The organism is Pseudomonas sp. RA_105y_Pfl2_P56, from assembly GCF_963970845.1.
GTDB classification, from domain to species: Bacteria; Pseudomonadota; Gammaproteobacteria; order Pseudomonadales; family Pseudomonadaceae; genus Aquipseudomonas; species Aquipseudomonas baetica_A.
In genome coordinates, this window is sequence record NZ_CAXAPL010000011.1 from 23,475 (window position 1) to 39,514 (window position 16,040).

Sequence of the window (16,040 nt, forward strand, 5' to 3'; positions counted from 1 at the left end):
CACCCGTAAAGCCGGATACCCGCTCTCTCGTGAGGAGAGCGGGTTTGCTGCAAGTGTTGTACTTACGCTAGACGAATGCTTGTGATACCGCTCATTTGCTTCGGAAATTTCCTACAAATGTAGGGAAATTTCCTACTCAGCAAGTTCTCTTCGATCTCTAAATTACAGACCTCAACTGAGCCGCCGGCCTTCCATCAGTCGCTGCTCAGCCCCTATGCCATTGGCATTTCCACTGTCGACCCGGCAGTAAGAACGAGGTACTGAACATGAAGACGATCAACTCCAAACAGAACCCTGCACTGACGCTTTCGCCCCTTGCGCTGGCTATCTTCCTGTTGCTGCCGGTACAGGCGAACGCGTTCACTTCAACCGTCAACAACGGCGCGGTAGTCGATGGTGAAACCGTGGTCGGTGGCACGCAGAATATTGGCACCAACGGTACGGCCAACAACACGTTGATCGCAGTCACCGGGAGTCAGACGGTTTTTCAGAACGGCGTGTCGAATGACGCCACTGTCAACGGCGTCCAGAACGTTCAGAGTGGCATTGCCAACCGCAGCATCGTTAACGCCGGCGGCTCACAGGTGGTGGGCATCTCCGGTGTGGCCAACGACACTATTCTGAACGGTGGCGCACAGACGGTGCAAACCACGACAGGGCGGGCCAACCGTACCGTGATCAATCAGAATGGCGTTCAGACTCTGACTGTCGGGGGCACTGCAACTGACACCGTCATCAATAGTGGCGGGCTGCAGGTGTTGACCAATAAGGGCGTGGCGCGAGACACCCTGATCAACAGCGGTGGGGAGCAGAGTCTGCAAATAGGCATGTTCGGCGGCACGGTGGCAACCGGTACACGCATCGACGGTGGCTTGCAGAGTGTCTATGACACCGCCACGGTCAACAACAGCACCGTGAGCAATGGCGGGCGAATCAATCTGTACAAGGGCGCGCAGGCCAACGGGCTGGTCGCGGACGCAGGCGGTACCGTTAATGTCATGGAGAACGGCGTGAAAACCGTTGACTCCCTGACGCTCAATGGCGGCAGTGTTGCCTTTGTGCCAAGTACGGATGGCAGCTTCAAGACATTCACTGTCAATGCATTGTCCGGCAGCGGCAACATCCTGATGAACACCGATATCGCCAATCAGCAAAGTGATTTGCTGGTGGTGCAGGGGGCTGGCCTGGCGAGTGGCGATCATACGTTGATCGTGGGCGACTCCGGTCATGAACCCGCGGCTATTGACGGGCGTCTGGTGCTGGTCGATACCCAGGGCGGCAGTGCGAAATTTGGACTCTACGGTGGCCATGTCGATGCCGGCGCGTTCCGCTACACCTTGCAGCAACAGGGTGATGACTGGGTGCTGGCCAGTGGCAGCAGCGATCCCGTCGTTCCGGTCACGCCTGCCGATCCAGAACAGCCTGTCGCCCCGGTAACACCTGTCAATCCAGTGACGCCTGTCGATCCAGCAAAACCACTGGATCCGGTGACGCCGCCGACGCCGGTCAACCCACGGCCGGAAAACCTCTCAAAGGGCACTAACGCCGCCATCGCCGCGCACACGGCTGGCGCCAGTCTGTGGAGTGCGCAAATGAATGCGCTGGTCAAACGTCTGGGTGAATTGCGCATGGGGCAGGACGACGGTGGTATCTGGACGCGTGCCATCGGTAAGCGCTTCGATGTCAGCGAGAACTCCAGCCGTGCTTACACCCAGGACGTTAGTGGTCTGGAAATCGGTGCCGACAAGGCATTCGCGGTCGACAGCGGCAAAGTCTATGTCGGTGCCATGGTCGGCACGGCCCGTTCGGACCTGAACTTCGGCGAGGGCGCCTCGGGTGAGATCGATAGCCGCATGTTCGGCCTCTATGCCACCTATTTGAACGACAACGGCGTCTATGTGGACAGCGTGTTGAAGTACAGCCGCTTCGATAACGACATCAAAACCCCGAGCAATCTGGGTAATTCGGTAAAAGGTTCCTACAGCACCAATGGTGTGGGTGCCGACATCGAGATCGGCAAACGCATCGCGCTCAAAGATGGCTGGTTCGTTGAGCCGCAGGTGGAAATCACGGCCACTCAGACTCAGGGCGCGAGCTATACCGCCAGCAACGGTCTGCGGGTCAAGACCGATAATCTGAATTCGCTGCAAAGTCGTGTCGGTTCGCTCTTTGGTCGCAGTCTGGAACTGAGTAACGGTATGAAGGCCCAGCCATACGTCAAAGCATCCTTCATTACCGAGCACGCGGGCAGCAGCAAGGTCACCGTCAACGGCAATAAATTCGATGCGAAATTGCCGGGTAGCCGTGTGGAAGTCGGGTTCGGTGGCGTGTTGCAAGTCACGGAGAAAAGCAAGATTTCTCTGGATGCCGAGTACGCCAAGGGCAACGGTATCGAACAACCGTTCGGTGTCAGCTTGGGTTATCGCTATCTCTGGTAAGAAAAAAGGCAGCGCCGGGTAGTCCCGGCGCGTCTTTATTAAGGGAATTCGTATGCGTCTTGGGCGATTTTCAGAACTTTCTTACATAGATCGTCGAGCCTTTTGATTAGCGTGATCTACCTTCACGCCATTGTTGAAATCACATGCCCTACAAATGTTGGCGAATCCTGATCGTCGAAGATCAGCCTTATCTGCGTAGCAGAATCGAGAAGTCTCTCAAGGAGCTGGGTTGCCGCAGGCTGACTCCCGCGCAGTCCTTTCGGGAGTTGCTGGGCTTGACTCATTACTCGCACGATCCTTTCGAAGGCTTTGAACTGATGATCATCAATGGCGAACTGTTAGCGGCTACGGGGATTGATCCGGTGCGATTCTTCCTCAGCAACCCGCAGATTCGCCACGGTGTGATCTATGACGCACGTCGGGGTCAGTTAAGGGCTGAGATGATCCATGCCAGCCAGCGACGTCAATTGAGCCTCATACAGACGCCTGACCGGCAGTCCCTGGACGCCGTGCTGATGTCTCTTGGTGCTTAGGAAATTTCCTACGCATTTTGGGATCTTTCTTAGAGTATTCAGGCCTCTGATTCCACAAAATTGTGTTGCCCCTCAACAGATGAGTCGATCGCCATGCCCACTTTGCCGCTCCGTGTCCTGGTTCTAGAAGATCACACCTTCCAGCGTTCCGTAGCGGTGAGCATGCTCCAATCGCTGGGATGCCGAGAGGTGTTCGAGGCCAGTGACGGCGCCCAGGCCCTGGCGGTGCTGGAAACCGTCGGGCCGGTGGATGTTGCCCTGTGCGACTTACAAATGGAGGGCATGGACGGCCTCGAGTTTTTGCAGCGGGTGGGCGCGTCGGGGCAGGTCAAGTCGGTCATCATCAGCAGCTCGTTGTCGGCGGATCTGCGTCGGGCGGTGCATCAAATGGTGACGTTGCTTGGACTCGAGTTGTTGGGCGATGTGGGCAAACCATTGCATGTGCAGGTGTTGGAGGATTTGTTGAGAAAGGCCCTCGTCAGGCCGGTCAGTCAGCAGCCACCGATCAGCGCCAACACGCTGGCCAACGAAGACGCGGTCCGCGAGGCCTTGGCTGAGCGGCAGTTACAAGCCTGGTATCAACCCAAATTCAATCTGCTGACCGGAGAAGTCAGTGGTGTCGAAGTCCTGTGCCGCTGGCAGCATCCGACGCAGGGGATCATTTCGCCGGCGGTTTTCATGCCTGTGCTGGAGCGCTGCGGCTTGCTCGACGAGTTGTTGTTTTGCCAAATAAATGAGGCGTTGACGTTGCAGTGCAGCGCGAGGGCGCAAGGCTTTGTGTTGAACATGGCGTTCAATCTGCAGGCTTCTCAACTCGCCAGCAGCGATTTGACGGCAACCATCCGGAACATACTGGCCAGTCACGCGGCTCCCGGTTCAAATCTGACCTTCGAACTGACCGAAAGCGGCCTGCTGGAAGCACCGGCCACCAGCCTGGAAAGCCTGGTGCGCTTACGAATGATGGGTTGTCGCTTGTCCATTGATGACTTCGGTGCCGGATTCTCCTCACTGCAACGCTTGTGTCAGTTGCCCTTCAACGAGATCAAGCTCGACGCTGATTTCATTCGTAACCTTGAGCACGAGCCACGTTGCCGGGCGGCGATCAGCAGCACGCTGGCGCTGGGCGAAACCCTGGGCATGACAGTGGTGATCGAGGGCATCGAGACCGATGTGCAGCGCCGTGAACTGCTGGCACTCGGTTGCGCGCAAGGTCAGGGCTACTGGTACGCACGGCCGATGGCAGGGGCCGATTTGTTGAGGTGGCTGCAACAGCGCAGCGTGGTGCAGAGCTCGGAAAAATGAGCGGTTTTTTAGGAAAATTCTTATAGATAGCGTCTCAGGGCTTGCGTAGGCTTGCCGCCTTCAGAAACCGTCACCACCAGGAGATCAAGCATGATCAATAAAACCCTGCGCATCCTGATCGCCGACTCGCAGCATTTTCACCGGATGAACGTCGAACGTCTGTTCAATGGCCTCGATTACTACCGTGTTGCCCCTGTGCAGAGCCTTGTCGAGTTGCTGACCCTTGTGGAGTACGGCTGTGAACCGTTTGACGTGGTCGTCATCAATGCCGAGCTGACGGCCGGCTCACTGGACCTGCCGGGTTTTTTGCTGGAGAACCCGCAGGTCCGTCACGCGTTGATATACAACGATCCTTCGGCGCCGCTGCAGTTGGCTTCGGGGTTCGCCCAGGAAAATGTCCAGGTCAGTCACGCGGCGTTACCCAATGCACAAGCGATCAAGCACTTGATGTCGCGGGTCGAGGCATTCGCCGAGCATCAATCGTCAGCCTGGAACCAGGATCAGTTTGTGCGAAGTCGAGCCCACGCATAAAAAGATGTTTGCCGCAACTGTCAGGTCTGACAGGTGATTCGCTTTCCGTTCCGTGCAACAGCGCGCTGCGCAACCACTGAGTCTGGATCAGCCCATGCCGGTGGTCCTATCGCCAGATTTTGCACTGGGAGTGGTTATGAAGTCAGCGCTGATCGTCGACGATCATCCGGTGGTGCGCGCCGCCATCCGAATCGTGCTGCAAACCGAGGGCTTCAAGCAGATCTACGAGGCGTCCAGTGGCAACGAGGTGCTGCCATTGATCCGTGAGCACAAACCCCGACTGGTCGTGCTAGACCTGCGTTTGCCGGTGCTTGACGGGTTGGATGTACTGGCGCGAATCAAGGCCAGCGACCTTGACTGCCGAATTCTGGTCTTCAGTTCCCACGATCCCTTGTTTTACCAGGAGCGTTGTCTGCGTGCGGGGGCGATGGCCTACGTGACCAAGACCAACCAGTTGCAACAATTGCATAAAGCCATTCAGGCGGTGATGTCGGGCTACACCTATTTTTCCGCCCTGCCGGACAATGTCAGCGCACTGAACGCCGTGCAAACCACGGAAAAGCAGATGGTCGATCAACTCTCCGACCGGGAGTTGAGCATTTTTGTACAACTGGGGCAGGGCAGAGCCAACAAGACGATTGCCGAGGACATGCACCTGAGTCACAAGACCGTCAGTACCTACAAAACCCGCCTGATGAAGAAGCTCGGGGTCAGCTCGGCGGTGCACTTGCGCGATTTCGCCAAGCGCAATCATTTGCTCTGAGCGCCCGGTCATGAGGCCGGTATTACGGATTTTCTGGTTGTGGCTGAGCCTTGTGGCCACCAGTTGGGCGAGTGAACCGCCACAGTTGCTGGAGGTGCTGACCCGCACCGCTCTGGAAAGGGTCCAGCTTCCTCTGGACGAGCAGGATCGGCAATGGCTGCGTCAGCACGCGGTGTTGCGCATGGGCGTTTCCGGGCCTGATTATCCGCCGTTCGAGATAACCCGCAATCAACATGAGCTGGAAGGACTCACGGCCGATTACGCCGATCTGCTGGCGCAACTGCTCGGCATCGGCATCGAGGTCCGGCGCTATGCCAACCGCAATGCTGTGATGGATGCGCTCAAACGCGGTGATGTCGATCTGTTGGGCACCTCCAACAGTTTTGAGGTCGCTGACCCGAAAATCATTCTGTCTCGGGCCTATGCTGACGACCAGCCGATGCTGGTGACCCGGCTCGGTGAAACCTTGCCGGTGAACCTGGCCGGCAAGCGTGTCGCCATGGTCGAAGACTATCTGCCGCTGGCGAACGTGCAGGCGTTTTATCCCGAAGCGCTCGTGCAGCGCTACCCTTCGGCGATGGATGCCCTCGGTGCAGTGGCGTTTGGCGCAGATGACGTTTATCTGGGCGACTTCATCAGTGCCAACTACTTGATCAACACCAATTATCGCAACGACTTGCAATTGGCTGGGCCGTCGGGGCTCGATGCCAATCCGTTCGGCTTTGCGCTGTTGCGAACCGATGTGCGCCTCAGACGCCTCGTCGACAAGGCGTTGGCGAGCATTCCCATGGAGCATCGTCTGCGCATAGAACAGCGTTGGAGCGCGGGTCTCGCCGAGATGGCCGAACAGACGCAGGTGCAACTCAGTACCGCAGAGCAGCAATGGCTGGGCCAACACCCTGTGGTGCGAGTCGGCGGCATCGAAGATTTCGCCCCGCTGACGTTCTTTGATGCAAACGGCCGTTTCAGTGGGCTTTCGGCGCAATTGCTGAACTTGATCAGCCAGCGTAGCGGGCTGCATTTCGAGATCGTGCGCGGGGGCTCGCTGGACCGTCAGATCGAGCAACTGAAGATGGAGGCGCTTGACGTGTTGCCCGTGGTGACACCCAGCAGCGAGCGTGAAACCGAACTGCAGTTCACCCGGGCCTATCTGAACAATCCCTTTGTGCTGGTCAGTGCGGCCACAGCGCAGAGCCCTCGCGATCTCGACGATTTGGCGGGGAAGCGCCTGGCGATTTATCGTGGTCACCCATTGCGCGCTTATCTGCTGGGACGCGTACCCGCCATTCACCTGGTCGAAGTCAAAAGTCCCGCCGAAGGTATGGCGCTGATCGCCAAAGGCCAAGTGGACGCGACGGTCAGCTCGTTGCTGGTGGCGCGTTATCTGATTGCCCGCCAGTACCGCTCGCGTCTGCGCATTACCGGTACCGTGGGTGATCAACCCGCCCGTATCGCGCTGGCCACTTCGCCGCAGGCGCCAATACTGCATTCGATCCTGAACAAGGCACTGCTGAGCATCGCCCCGCAGCAGGTGGACGAACTGGTCGAGCGCTGGGGGCATGATGTGGTGGTGGAGGATAGCTATTGGCTGCGTCATCGCCGCATGATTGTCCTGGGATTTGTCGCTGCGGCGAGCCTGCTGTTGCTGGCATTGGTCTGGATCGGTCTTCAGCGCAGGCAAATCCGCCAGCGTCAGCAATGGTTGCAGCAATTGCAGGAAGCCAAGGACGTTGCGGACGACGCCAATCGGGCCAAGACCACTTTTCTGGCGACCATGAGCCACGAGATCCGCACACCGATGAATGCGTTGATCGGCATGCTCGAACTGGCGCTGAAAAGGGCCGATGAAGGCGTGACTGATCGCTTGGCGATTCAGGTGGCCTCCAACGCCGGGCAACAATTGCTGGCCCTGATCGGCGACATTCTCGACATTGCACGTATTGAAAACGGGCATTTGTCCCTGGCCCCCGAACGGGCCAATCTGCGTGAACTGGTGGTGTCGGTATGCCGGGTTTTTGAAGGGCTGGCGCGGCAGAAGCGCTTGCTGTGGCAGATCGAGCTTGATGCCGGCAGTGACGTCGATGTGTTGATTGACCCGACGCGCTTCAAGCAAGTGCTGTCGAATCTGCTGAGCAACGCGATCAAATTCACCGAGGAGGGCGAGGTGCGTTTGTGGCTTGCGGTGACAGCAACATCGGCCGAGCGACTGGCAGTGAGAGTGGTCATCGAAGACAGCGGGATCGGTATCAGCGCGCAGGATCGGCAACGGCTGTTCAGCCCGTTCGTTCAGGCCAGCAATAACGCGCAATCGGTGCGCAGCGGTTCCGGGCTGGGCCTGGTGATCAGTCGTAGCCTCTGCGAAATGATGGGCGGCGCGTTACGGCTAGACAGCGAACCCGGCCACGGAACGCAAGTTGAAGTCAGTCTCGAGTTGCCGCTGCTGACCGCGCTCGCGCAGAACCCGGCGACCGCTCAAACCCTGGGCGCGCCGGAACACGCCCTGAGCGTTCTAGTGGTGGACGATCATCCGGTGAACCGATTGTTACTAGGCTGGCAGTTGAGTGAGCTGGGGCATGTCACGGTCGATACCGAGGACGGCCATCAAGCACTGGAGTGTTGGCGGGCACAGCCGTTCGATGTGGTGATCACCGACTGCAACATGCCCCGGCGCAACGGCTATGAACTGGCACGATCAATCCGTGACGAAGAAGCCGCGAGCGGCCGTGCACCTTGCCTGATTCTGGGTTTCACCGCCAACGCGCAGGTCGAGGAGAAGGTTCGCTGTCTTGAAGCCGGCATGGACGAATGTCTGTTCAAACCGATCCGTTTGCACGATCTGCAGCAGGCCCTGAATGGCGCGAGCCAATGCGCGAGCGATGTCGATTCGACCGAGCATATTGCCCTGACAGAAATCGACTTGAGCACACTGGAGCAAATGGCCGGCGATGATCTCGCGTTGATCGAGCGCCTGCGTGAAGAAGTGTTGAACAGTCTGCATCACGATCTGCAACGACTTGACGATTTGAACGCCGAGGACGACCACGCTGGGCTGCGCGAGCTGGCCCATCACATCAAGGGCGGAGCACAGATGGTGGGCGCGGAGCGGGTGGTGTCGGCGTGCGCTGATCTTGAGCTGGCTTGTCGAGAGGCCGAAGCCGTCGTCATCATCGTGGCGATCAATGCGTTGCGCGCGGCCATGCACGGCCTCGCGCAACGTCTTCAGGCCTGAGCCGGTTAATCCCAGTCGGGCGCAAGGCCTTTGGGGCTGGTCAGGCGATGGCCGCGATCCAGCGTGGCGATTTGCGCCATGTCGGCGTCGCTCAAGGTCAGTGTGGCTGCGCCGAGGTTGCTTTGCAGGTTGGTGCGTTTGGTCGATGACGGGATCACCGCATACCCCGATTGCATGGCCCAGGCTAGCGTGACTTGCGCCGGGGTGGCGTGCAGGCGTTCGGCAATTTGTTCAATCACGGGATCCTTGAGCACTTCACCGTAAGCCAGGGTCATGTACGACGTGATCTGGATGCCCTGGCTGTTGGCGAACGCGGCCACTGTGCGGTTTTGCAGGTAGGGATGCAGCTCGATCTGGTTGGTTGCGATGTGCTCGGCGCCGACGGTAGCAATCGCTTGTTTCATCAGGTCGATGGTGAAGTTGGAAACGCCGATCTGCCGGGTCAGGCCCTGACGCTTGGCTTCAAGCAGGGCGCCCATGAACGCCTCGACCGGTACTTGACCATCCGGCGAAGGCCAGTGGATCAGCGTCAGGTCGAGGTAATCGGTCTGCAGTTTTTGCAGGCTTTCCTTGAGGCTGTCGATCAAGCGATCCTTGGCAAAGTTGGCGACCCAGATCTTGCTGGTGATGAACAGGTCTTCGCGGGCGATGCCGCTGGCAGCGATGGCTTGGCCGACGTCGGCTTCGTTTTCATAGATCTGCGCGGTGTCAATCACCCGGTAGCCGAGCTCAAGTGCGGTACTCACCGAATCAATGACCACCTGGCCTTGCAGGCGAAACGTACCAAGACCGAAAGCGGGAACAGACATGAAGGACTCCAGGGTTGCAGTGGGAATGGACAGGAGTATCCGCGCCTGCATCCATGAGAAAAACCGTTGGTGGGACAAAGCACCTTTGACCTCAGGTCATGAATCTTTTCGGATGTTTGTGTTGTCTGGGCCTTTCGCCAGCGCATCGTTCAGGAGGTAGAACGCTGAGGCCGATTTTTGCCGTCTAGTGCATTAATGGTCATGAATTTAAGCTTAATCCATCGCCTCACTCACCCTATTGGAGCCCTCCATGAAAAACATCATCGGTATCTACACCAGCCCTCGGGGCCATTGGGTCGGCGATGGTTTTCCGGTTCGTACACTGTTTTCCTACGACAGCATGGGCAAACACATCAGCCCGTTCCTGCTGCTCGATCATGCCGGTCCCGCCGAATTCACTCCGACCACCGAGCGACGCGGCGTCGGCCAGCATCCTCATCGCGGTTTTGAAACCGTGACCATTGTTTACGACGGCGAAGTGCAGCACCGCGACTCAACCGGCAGCGGCGGCACCATCGGCCCCGGCGATGTGCAATGGATGACGGCTGCTTCCGGGATTTTGCATGAGGAATTCCACTCCGAGAATTTCGCCAAAACCGGCGGCAATCTGGAGATGGTCCAGTTGTGGGTCAACCTGCCGGCCAAAGACAAAATGGCCGCGCCGGGTTACCAGACGATTCTCGATAGCGAGATCCCGAACATCGCGCTCAAGGACAACGCCGGCAGCCTGCGCCTGATCGCCGGTGAGTTCGAAGGCCATCAAGGCCCGTCGCGCACCTTCACGCCAATCGATGTGTGGGACTTGCGTCTGAACGCCGGCAAGTTGCTGACGCTCGATCTGCACGAGGGCCGTAACACCGCATTGGTGGTGTTGAAAGGTTCGGTGCAGGTCAACGGTCTGCAAACTGCGTGCGAAGGGCAGTTGGTGCTGTTCGAGCGCCACGGCCATCAACTGACCCTCGAAGCCAGCCAGGACGCGGTGGTGTTGCTGCTCAGCGGCGAGCCGATCGACGAACCGATCGTCGGCCATGGCCCGTTCGTGATGAACACCGAGCAGGAAATTCATCAGGCCTTTGCCGATTTCCAGTCCGGACGGTTTGGTCGAATGCACGCTTGACGCCTTAATCGCCAAAAACTTTGTGGGAGCAAGCTTGTTCCCACAGGTTTTCTTGTTGTCAGTGAAGTCGTGCTCATTTTCTGAAGTCAATGACTCCTACACTGTCCCCAATCTGTGCGATCTTCTCGCGATTGGCCCCCCGTCGGAGTTGTTTGATGCTGTCTCTGCTGACCGAACACCCTTTGTTTTGCGCGTTGATCCTGATCCTGCTCGACCTCGGGCTGTGGCGTCTGATCAGCGCCCGTGGCAGTGAGTGGAAATTGCTGGTGCGGGTGCTGATTTTCAGTGTGTTCAGTGCGCTGCTCTTCAACGAAGGTCTCAACCCGCTGGAGCCTGCACCCTGGGCGGACAATGTGCCGCTGCACTTGTCGGCGACCGGGTTGCAGATTGCCTGGTGGCTGTTCGGCGCACGCACCCTGACGGTGTTGATCGGCGCGGTGATGATGCAGAGGGTCGGGCACACCGGGCGTTTGCTACAGGACTTGTTGGGTGCCGTGATCTTTCTGATCGCGATCATTGCGGCGTTGGCCTACGTGCTGGATCTGCCGGTCAAAGGTGTGCTGGCGACGTCTGGCGCTTTGGCAATCATCGTCGGTCTGGCCTTGCAGAGCACGTTGAGCGATGTGTTTTCCGGGATCGTCCTCAACACCACCAAGCCGTATCAACTCGATGACTGGATCTCCATCGACGGCACCGAAGGTCGGGTCACCGACATCGACTGGCGCGCCACCCGCCTGCAAACCAGCCAGGGCAACATGGCGGTGATTCCCAACTCGCTGGCGGCCAAGGCCAAGATCATCAACTTCAGCCGGCCGAGCAACATGTTCGGCGTGGCCGTCAGTGTGCAAGTCAGCCCGCACGCGCGACCGAGCACGGTGATCGATGCGCTGGAGCGCGCGATGCAGGGCTGTCGTCAGCTTCTGGACACCCCAGCGCCGAGTGTGGCGCTCAAAAACGCTGGCAGCGATGGGGCAGAGTACGAAATCAATGGTTTCGTCGCGTCGATGGGCGAGAAACGTGTGGTGCGCAATCAACTGTTCGACCTGGCGTATCGGCACTTGCAGGCATCCGGGGTCAATCTGCTGTCGAGGGCCGAGCCTGTCGTGCCGGGCAATCTCTCGCGGCCGCGGGCGTTGCTCGACAGCTCACCGATTTTCTCGACGTTGCGTCAGGAAGAGAAAGACACCTTCAGCCAGAACATGACCCTGCAATCCTTCCGCGCCGGCGAGCAGATTCTGGGCGCCGGGGAGGTCAGCGATCACCTGTACATCATTGAATCCGGCGTGGTCACTGTGGCGCTGACCCGCCATGGCGCACCGTTCGAGTCCGCACGCATGGGGCCGGGCGAAGTGATCGGCGAGGCCGGCATTCTTTCCGATTCGTCGGTGCCCGCCACGTTTACCGCCAAGACCTTTTGCGCGTTGTACCGCATCGAGAAGACTTACCTGAAACCGTGCCTGGATGCCCGCCACGACATCAGCGACGCGATGCAAACCTTGCTCGATTACCGTCTGTACAAAGCGCAATCCCTGACCGAGGACGCGCCGGTCATCGTGCCGAAAAAAGGCTTTTTGCAATGGTTGCGTAATCGCGCCTGAGTGGCTTGGCACTGGTGCGATTGCCTGCGGTATTTGTGTCTCAAGGATTGCCTCGGCATCTTTTGGGGTTATTTTAGTCAGCCATCGGCGGAGCTATCCGCAGCCATATGCAAAAGGACTGGGCAATGAGCGAACCACGCCTGACAAATCTGAAACGCTACCTGCGACGTCTCGGCTTCGATGCTCCACCCGCGCCGACGCTGGAGACCCTGCGCCAATTGCAGTTGCGCCACACGGGCGCGTTTGTCTTCGAGAACCTGTCGACGATCGGCGGTGAACCGGTGTTGATCGACCTTGCCTCTGTAGAGCAGAAAGTCCTGCACGATGGCCGTGGCGGTTACTGCTACGAACTCAATCACCTGTTTTTTGCCCTGTTGCTTGAATTGGGCTTCGATGCCCGGGCCATCAGTGGGCGAGTGGTGATGAATCAGCCTGAAGGTACTTGGACCGCACGTACGCACCGTCTGAGTCTGGTGACGTTGGATGGCGTGCGCTACATCACCGATGTCGGCTTCGGTGGCATGGTGCCAACTGCACCGTTGATGCTCGACACAGAGGCCGAACAAACCACGCCACACGAACCGTATCGCATCGAAAACCGTGCCGATGGCTACATGCTGCGCGCCAACGTTGCAGGTGAATGGCGCCCCATGTACCTGTTTGACCTGCAACGCCAGGAAGACATCGATTACACCATAGGCAACTGGTACGTCTCGACCCACCCGGAATCGCCGTTCTGCCAACGCCTTATGGTCGCGCGCACGGGTAACGGCTGGCGCAAGACGCTGAACAACGGTAGTTTCGCGATCCATCGCATGGGCTCCGCCAGTGAACGGCGGGAGGTGACGGATGTTGATGAGTTGATCGAGTTGTTGCAGCAGGAATTCGATCTTCGCCTGCCTCAACAACCGCGCCTGAGCCACGCGCTGGGGCGGATGATTGTCCCCGCCTGAAGCCTAGGGCTTCGCCTCTGGCTCCAGTACCCGGCGTATCTCCCCGACGGCCGCCGACAGCTTTTTCTCAAGACTCTTGAGGTCGGCGGCAGTAATACCTTTCTTGAACTGCCCGCAGTGGCCTGACTCGGCCGGGCCCTGACTCTCTGTGCCATTGAGCAAGGCGTGGCGCAGGGTGTTATTGATCACCGTCTGATACCCAAACCCCTCGTTTTCCGCCACGGTGCGAGCGGCCTCGATGACCGCGTCGTCGAGCATGATGGTGATGCGGGTTTTACCCTTGGTGGACGCCACGGCGCCGCGTTTGCCTTGAGAGAAGTCAAATTCGTCTTTCATCGATCAAGCCTCTAAAGAATATTGGCGACGCTCGCTTGGGGTGGCGACACGCGCAGAAATAATTCGAATGACATTGGCTTCGCGGTAACTGTACGCAACGACCAGCAACCGTCCCTTACCGTCGAGGCCCAGGGTGATCCAGCGTGGCTCTGCATGGTCGTTGTCCTCAATCGTCAGCGCGCATTCGTCGTGAAAGACCGGTTCGGTCTCGGCGAGGCTGACACCTTTGTGCTTGAGTTTGTTGGCCGCGTTCTTGCTTTTGTCGTACTGAATGTCGAATGACTTCATTATGCATACTTTATATGTATAAAAAAGGGCGCGACCACACCGTCGGTCGCCATGAGCACTTCAGCCTAGTGGGTGATGACGCAAGGTCAGACGGGGATGTGTTGCCGGATTTGTGGGGGGATGCGAGCAGCGGGATAGAAGGTTGGGTGGCTACCTATCCATTATGTGACTGGTAAGTTGTATACAACTCTATGGACATTTGTAACGACTATTGAATACAGTGTGCGCATAACAAAAACCAGGGACCCCCCACCATGAAAACGCCCCATGTTTCACACCAACGGCCCGAGGATGAAAATCTCGGGGTCGGCGCGAATATGGCTTACGGCCTGCAACATGTTCTGACCATGTACGGCGGTATCGTTGCGGTGCCACTGATCATCGGTCAGGCAGCCGGGCTTTCGCCGGCAGACATTGGTTTGCTGATCGCTGCTTCGTTGTTTGCGGGGGGGCTGGCAACACTGCTGCAAACCCTGGGTCTGCCGTTCTTTGGCTGTCAGTTGCCGCTGGTACAAGGTGTGTCGTTCTCCGGCGTTGCGACCATGGTCGCGATCGTCAGCAGTGGCGGGGAGGGTGGCTTCCAGTTGGTGCTTGGCGCTGTGATTGCCGCATCCTTGATCGGCCTGCTGATCACTCCGGTGTTCTCGCGAATTACCAAGTTCTTTCCTCCCTTGGTGACCGGCATTGTGATCACCACTATCGGCCTGACGCTGATGCCGGTGGCCGCACGCTGGGCCATGGGCGGCAACAGCCACGCGCCGGACTTCGGCAGCATGCAAAACATCGGGCTGGCGGCGGTTACGCTGGTGCTGGTGTTGCTGTTGAGCAAGGTGGGCAGCTCCACGATCTCGCGTCTGTCGATCCTGTTGGCCATGGTGATCGGCACGGTACTGGCGGTATTGCTTGGCATGGCGGACTTCTCCAGCGTCACTCAAGGCCCGATGTTCGGCTTCCCGACGCCATTCCACTTCGGTATGCCGACGTTCCACTTCGCCGCGATCCTGTCGATGTGCATCGTGGTCATGGTGACGCTGGTAGAGACGTCGGCAGACATCCTCGCGGTCGGTGAGATCATCGGCACCAAGGTCGACTCCAAGCGTCTGGGCAATGGTCTGCGTGCGGACATGTTGTCGAGCATGTTTGCGCCGATCTTCGGCTCCTTCACGCAAAGCGCCTTCGCCCAGAACGTCGGGCTGGTGGCGGTGACAGGCATCAAAAGCCGTTATGTGGTGGCCACCGGCGGTGTCTTCCTGGTGATCCTAGGCCTGTTGCCGTTCATGGGGCGGGTGATTGCGGCAGTACCGACATCGGTGCTCGGCGGCGCAGGTATCGTGCTGTTCGGCACCGTCGCGGCGAGCGGTATTCGCACCCTGTCGAAGGTGGATTACCGCAACAACGTCAATCTGATCATTGTGGCCACCTCAATCGGTTTCGGCATGATTCCGATTGCCGCGCCGAACTTCTACGATCACTTCCCGAGCTGGTTCGCGACCATTTTCCACTCGGGCATCAGCTCGTCGGCGATCATGGCGATCGTGCTCAACCTGGCGTTCAACCACTTCACCACCGGCAACTCGGACCAGCAATCGGTGTTTGCGGCGGCGGAAGAGCGCACCCTGCGCTATCGTGATCTGGCGGCGCTGCGTGAAGGCGATTACTTCAGCGACGGCAAACTGCATGACTGCGATGGCAAGGAAGTGCCAGTGATCGAGCCTGATGCGGAGCATGACCATGGCCAAGGTGCGCCGAAGGTACAGGCGAAAAGCAGTGAGCATGTCTGACCGCTGACTGAATGCATAAGGCCGATCTGGAGACCGATCGGCCTTTTCGTTTCAAGGGAAAAAGATATTTTCGAGCGGCCACAAAAAAGCCCCTGAATCTTTCGATTCAGGGGCTTTGCTATTTGGCTCCACAACCTGGACTCGAACCAGGGACCCAATGATTAACAGTCATTTGCTCTACCAACTGAGCTATTGCGGAATTGGTGCGTATGTTACTGATTCAAAAAGAGAAGTCAAGCATCGATTAGCAAAATAAGTGATTCACCGGGACGGACGGTGGTTTATCCGCGATTGGCGGTTACCAGAACAGCGCCGGAGGTCTACCATGGCCGCCCGGAAGTGATATCACGCGCTGCCGGTCA

The 16,040-nt window shown here is 58.3% G+C and carries 13 protein-coding genes and 1 tRNA gene; 10 read left to right on the forward strand and 4 right to left on the reverse strand.

The window, feature by feature from the left end; genetic code table 11:
- The first annotated feature begins 266 nt into the window (after nt 1-266).
- The 6 genes from AACY11_RS09805 to AACY11_RS09830 all read left to right on the forward strand — a co-directional run bounded on the left by AACY11_RS09805 (nt 267) and on the right by AACY11_RS09830 (nt 8,796).
- On the forward strand, nt 267-2,438 hold the full coding sequence (locus AACY11_RS09805; RefSeq protein ID WP_339494571.1) for an autotransporter outer membrane beta-barrel domain-containing protein: 2,172 nt from the start codon (nt 267-269) through the stop codon (nt 2,436-2,438).
- A gap of 143 nt (nt 2,439-2,581) precedes the next feature.
- Nucleotides 2,582-2,971, forward strand: a complete 390-nt coding sequence (locus AACY11_RS09810; protein WP_221732929.1) for a hypothetical protein — start codon at nt 2,582-2,584, stop codon at nt 2,969-2,971.
- A gap of 93 nt (nt 2,972-3,064) precedes the next feature.
- Nucleotides 3,065-4,273 carry an EAL domain-containing response regulator gene (locus tag AACY11_RS09815; protein WP_221732928.1) on the forward strand — a complete coding sequence of 403 codons (1,209 nt, stop codon included), beginning with the start codon at nt 3,065-3,067 and terminating at the stop codon, nt 4,271-4,273.
- A 90-nt stretch (nt 4,274-4,363) separates the two neighbouring features.
- The gene (locus AACY11_RS09820; RefSeq protein ID WP_339494573.1) at nt 4,364-4,804 is read left to right on the forward strand and encodes a chemotaxis protein CheY; all 441 of its coding nucleotides are present in this window, start codon (nt 4,364-4,366) and stop codon (nt 4,802-4,804) included.
- 136 nt (nt 4,805-4,940) lie between these two features.
- Nucleotides 4,941-5,567 carry a response regulator transcription factor gene (locus AACY11_RS09825; RefSeq protein WP_221732926.1) on the forward strand — a complete coding sequence of 209 codons (627 nt, stop codon included), beginning with the start codon at nt 4,941-4,943 and terminating at the stop codon, nt 5,565-5,567.
- A 10-nt stretch (nt 5,568-5,577) separates the two neighbouring features.
- Complete coding sequence (locus AACY11_RS09830; RefSeq protein WP_339494575.1) at nt 5,578-8,796, forward strand: ATP-binding protein; 3,219 nt, start codon at nt 5,578-5,580, stop codon at nt 8,794-8,796.
- Nucleotides 8,797-8,801: 5 nt separating this feature from the next.
- Here the strand turns inward: AACY11_RS09830 and dkgB are convergent, their stop codons facing one another.
- Nucleotides 8,802-9,605: a 2,5-didehydrogluconate reductase DkgB gene (gene dkgB / locus AACY11_RS09835; protein ID WP_339494577.1), complete on the reverse strand. Its 804-nt coding sequence runs from the start codon at nt 9,603-9,605 to the stop codon at nt 8,802-8,804.
- A 250-nt stretch (nt 9,606-9,855) separates the two neighbouring features.
- Between dkgB and AACY11_RS09840 the strand changes: the two genes are divergently transcribed.
- The 3 genes from AACY11_RS09840 (at nt 9,856) to AACY11_RS09850 (ending at nt 13,273) form a co-directional block, all read left to right on the forward strand.
- Nucleotides 9,856-10,722 (forward strand): pirin family protein, encoded by an 867-nt coding sequence (locus AACY11_RS09840; RefSeq protein WP_339433445.1) that lies wholly within the window; start codon nt 9,856-9,858, stop codon nt 10,720-10,722.
- A 155-nt stretch (nt 10,723-10,877) separates the two neighbouring features.
- Complete coding sequence (locus AACY11_RS09845) at nt 10,878-12,320, forward strand: mechanosensitive ion channel family protein (RefSeq protein WP_339494578.1); 1,443 nt, start codon at nt 10,878-10,880, stop codon at nt 12,318-12,320.
- 125 nt (nt 12,321-12,445) lie between these two features.
- A complete protein-coding gene (locus AACY11_RS09850) occupies nt 12,446-13,273 on the forward strand; it encodes an arylamine N-acetyltransferase family protein (RefSeq protein ID WP_339494579.1) in 828 nt (275 codons plus the stop codon).
- 3 nt (nt 13,274-13,276) lie between these two features.
- Here AACY11_RS09850 and AACY11_RS09855 read toward each other — a convergent pair whose 3' ends face one another.
- Nucleotides 13,277-13,609 carry a BrnA antitoxin family protein gene (locus tag AACY11_RS09855; RefSeq protein WP_221732920.1) on the reverse strand — a complete coding sequence of 111 codons (333 nt, stop codon included), beginning with the start codon at nt 13,607-13,609 and terminating at the stop codon, nt 13,277-13,279.
- 3 nt (nt 13,610-13,612) lie between these two features.
- Nucleotides 13,613-13,897 carry a BrnT family toxin gene (locus AACY11_RS09860; RefSeq protein ID WP_221732919.1) on the reverse strand — a complete coding sequence of 95 codons (285 nt, stop codon included), beginning with the start codon at nt 13,895-13,897 and terminating at the stop codon, nt 13,613-13,615.
- A gap of 254 nt (nt 13,898-14,151) precedes the next feature.
- On the opposite strand from AACY11_RS09860, the gene AACY11_RS09865 reads away from it, so the two are divergent.
- On the forward strand, nt 14,152-15,678 hold the full coding sequence (locus tag AACY11_RS09865; protein WP_339494580.1) for a nucleobase:cation symporter-2 family protein: 1,527 nt from the start codon (nt 14,152-14,154) through the stop codon (nt 15,676-15,678).
- A 123-nt stretch (nt 15,679-15,801) separates the two neighbouring features.
- On the opposite strand, the gene AACY11_RS09870 is transcribed toward AACY11_RS09865, so the two are convergent.
- A tRNA-Asn gene (locus AACY11_RS09870) sits at nt 15,802-15,877 on the reverse strand.
- Nucleotides 15,878-16,040 lie beyond the last annotated feature (163 nt).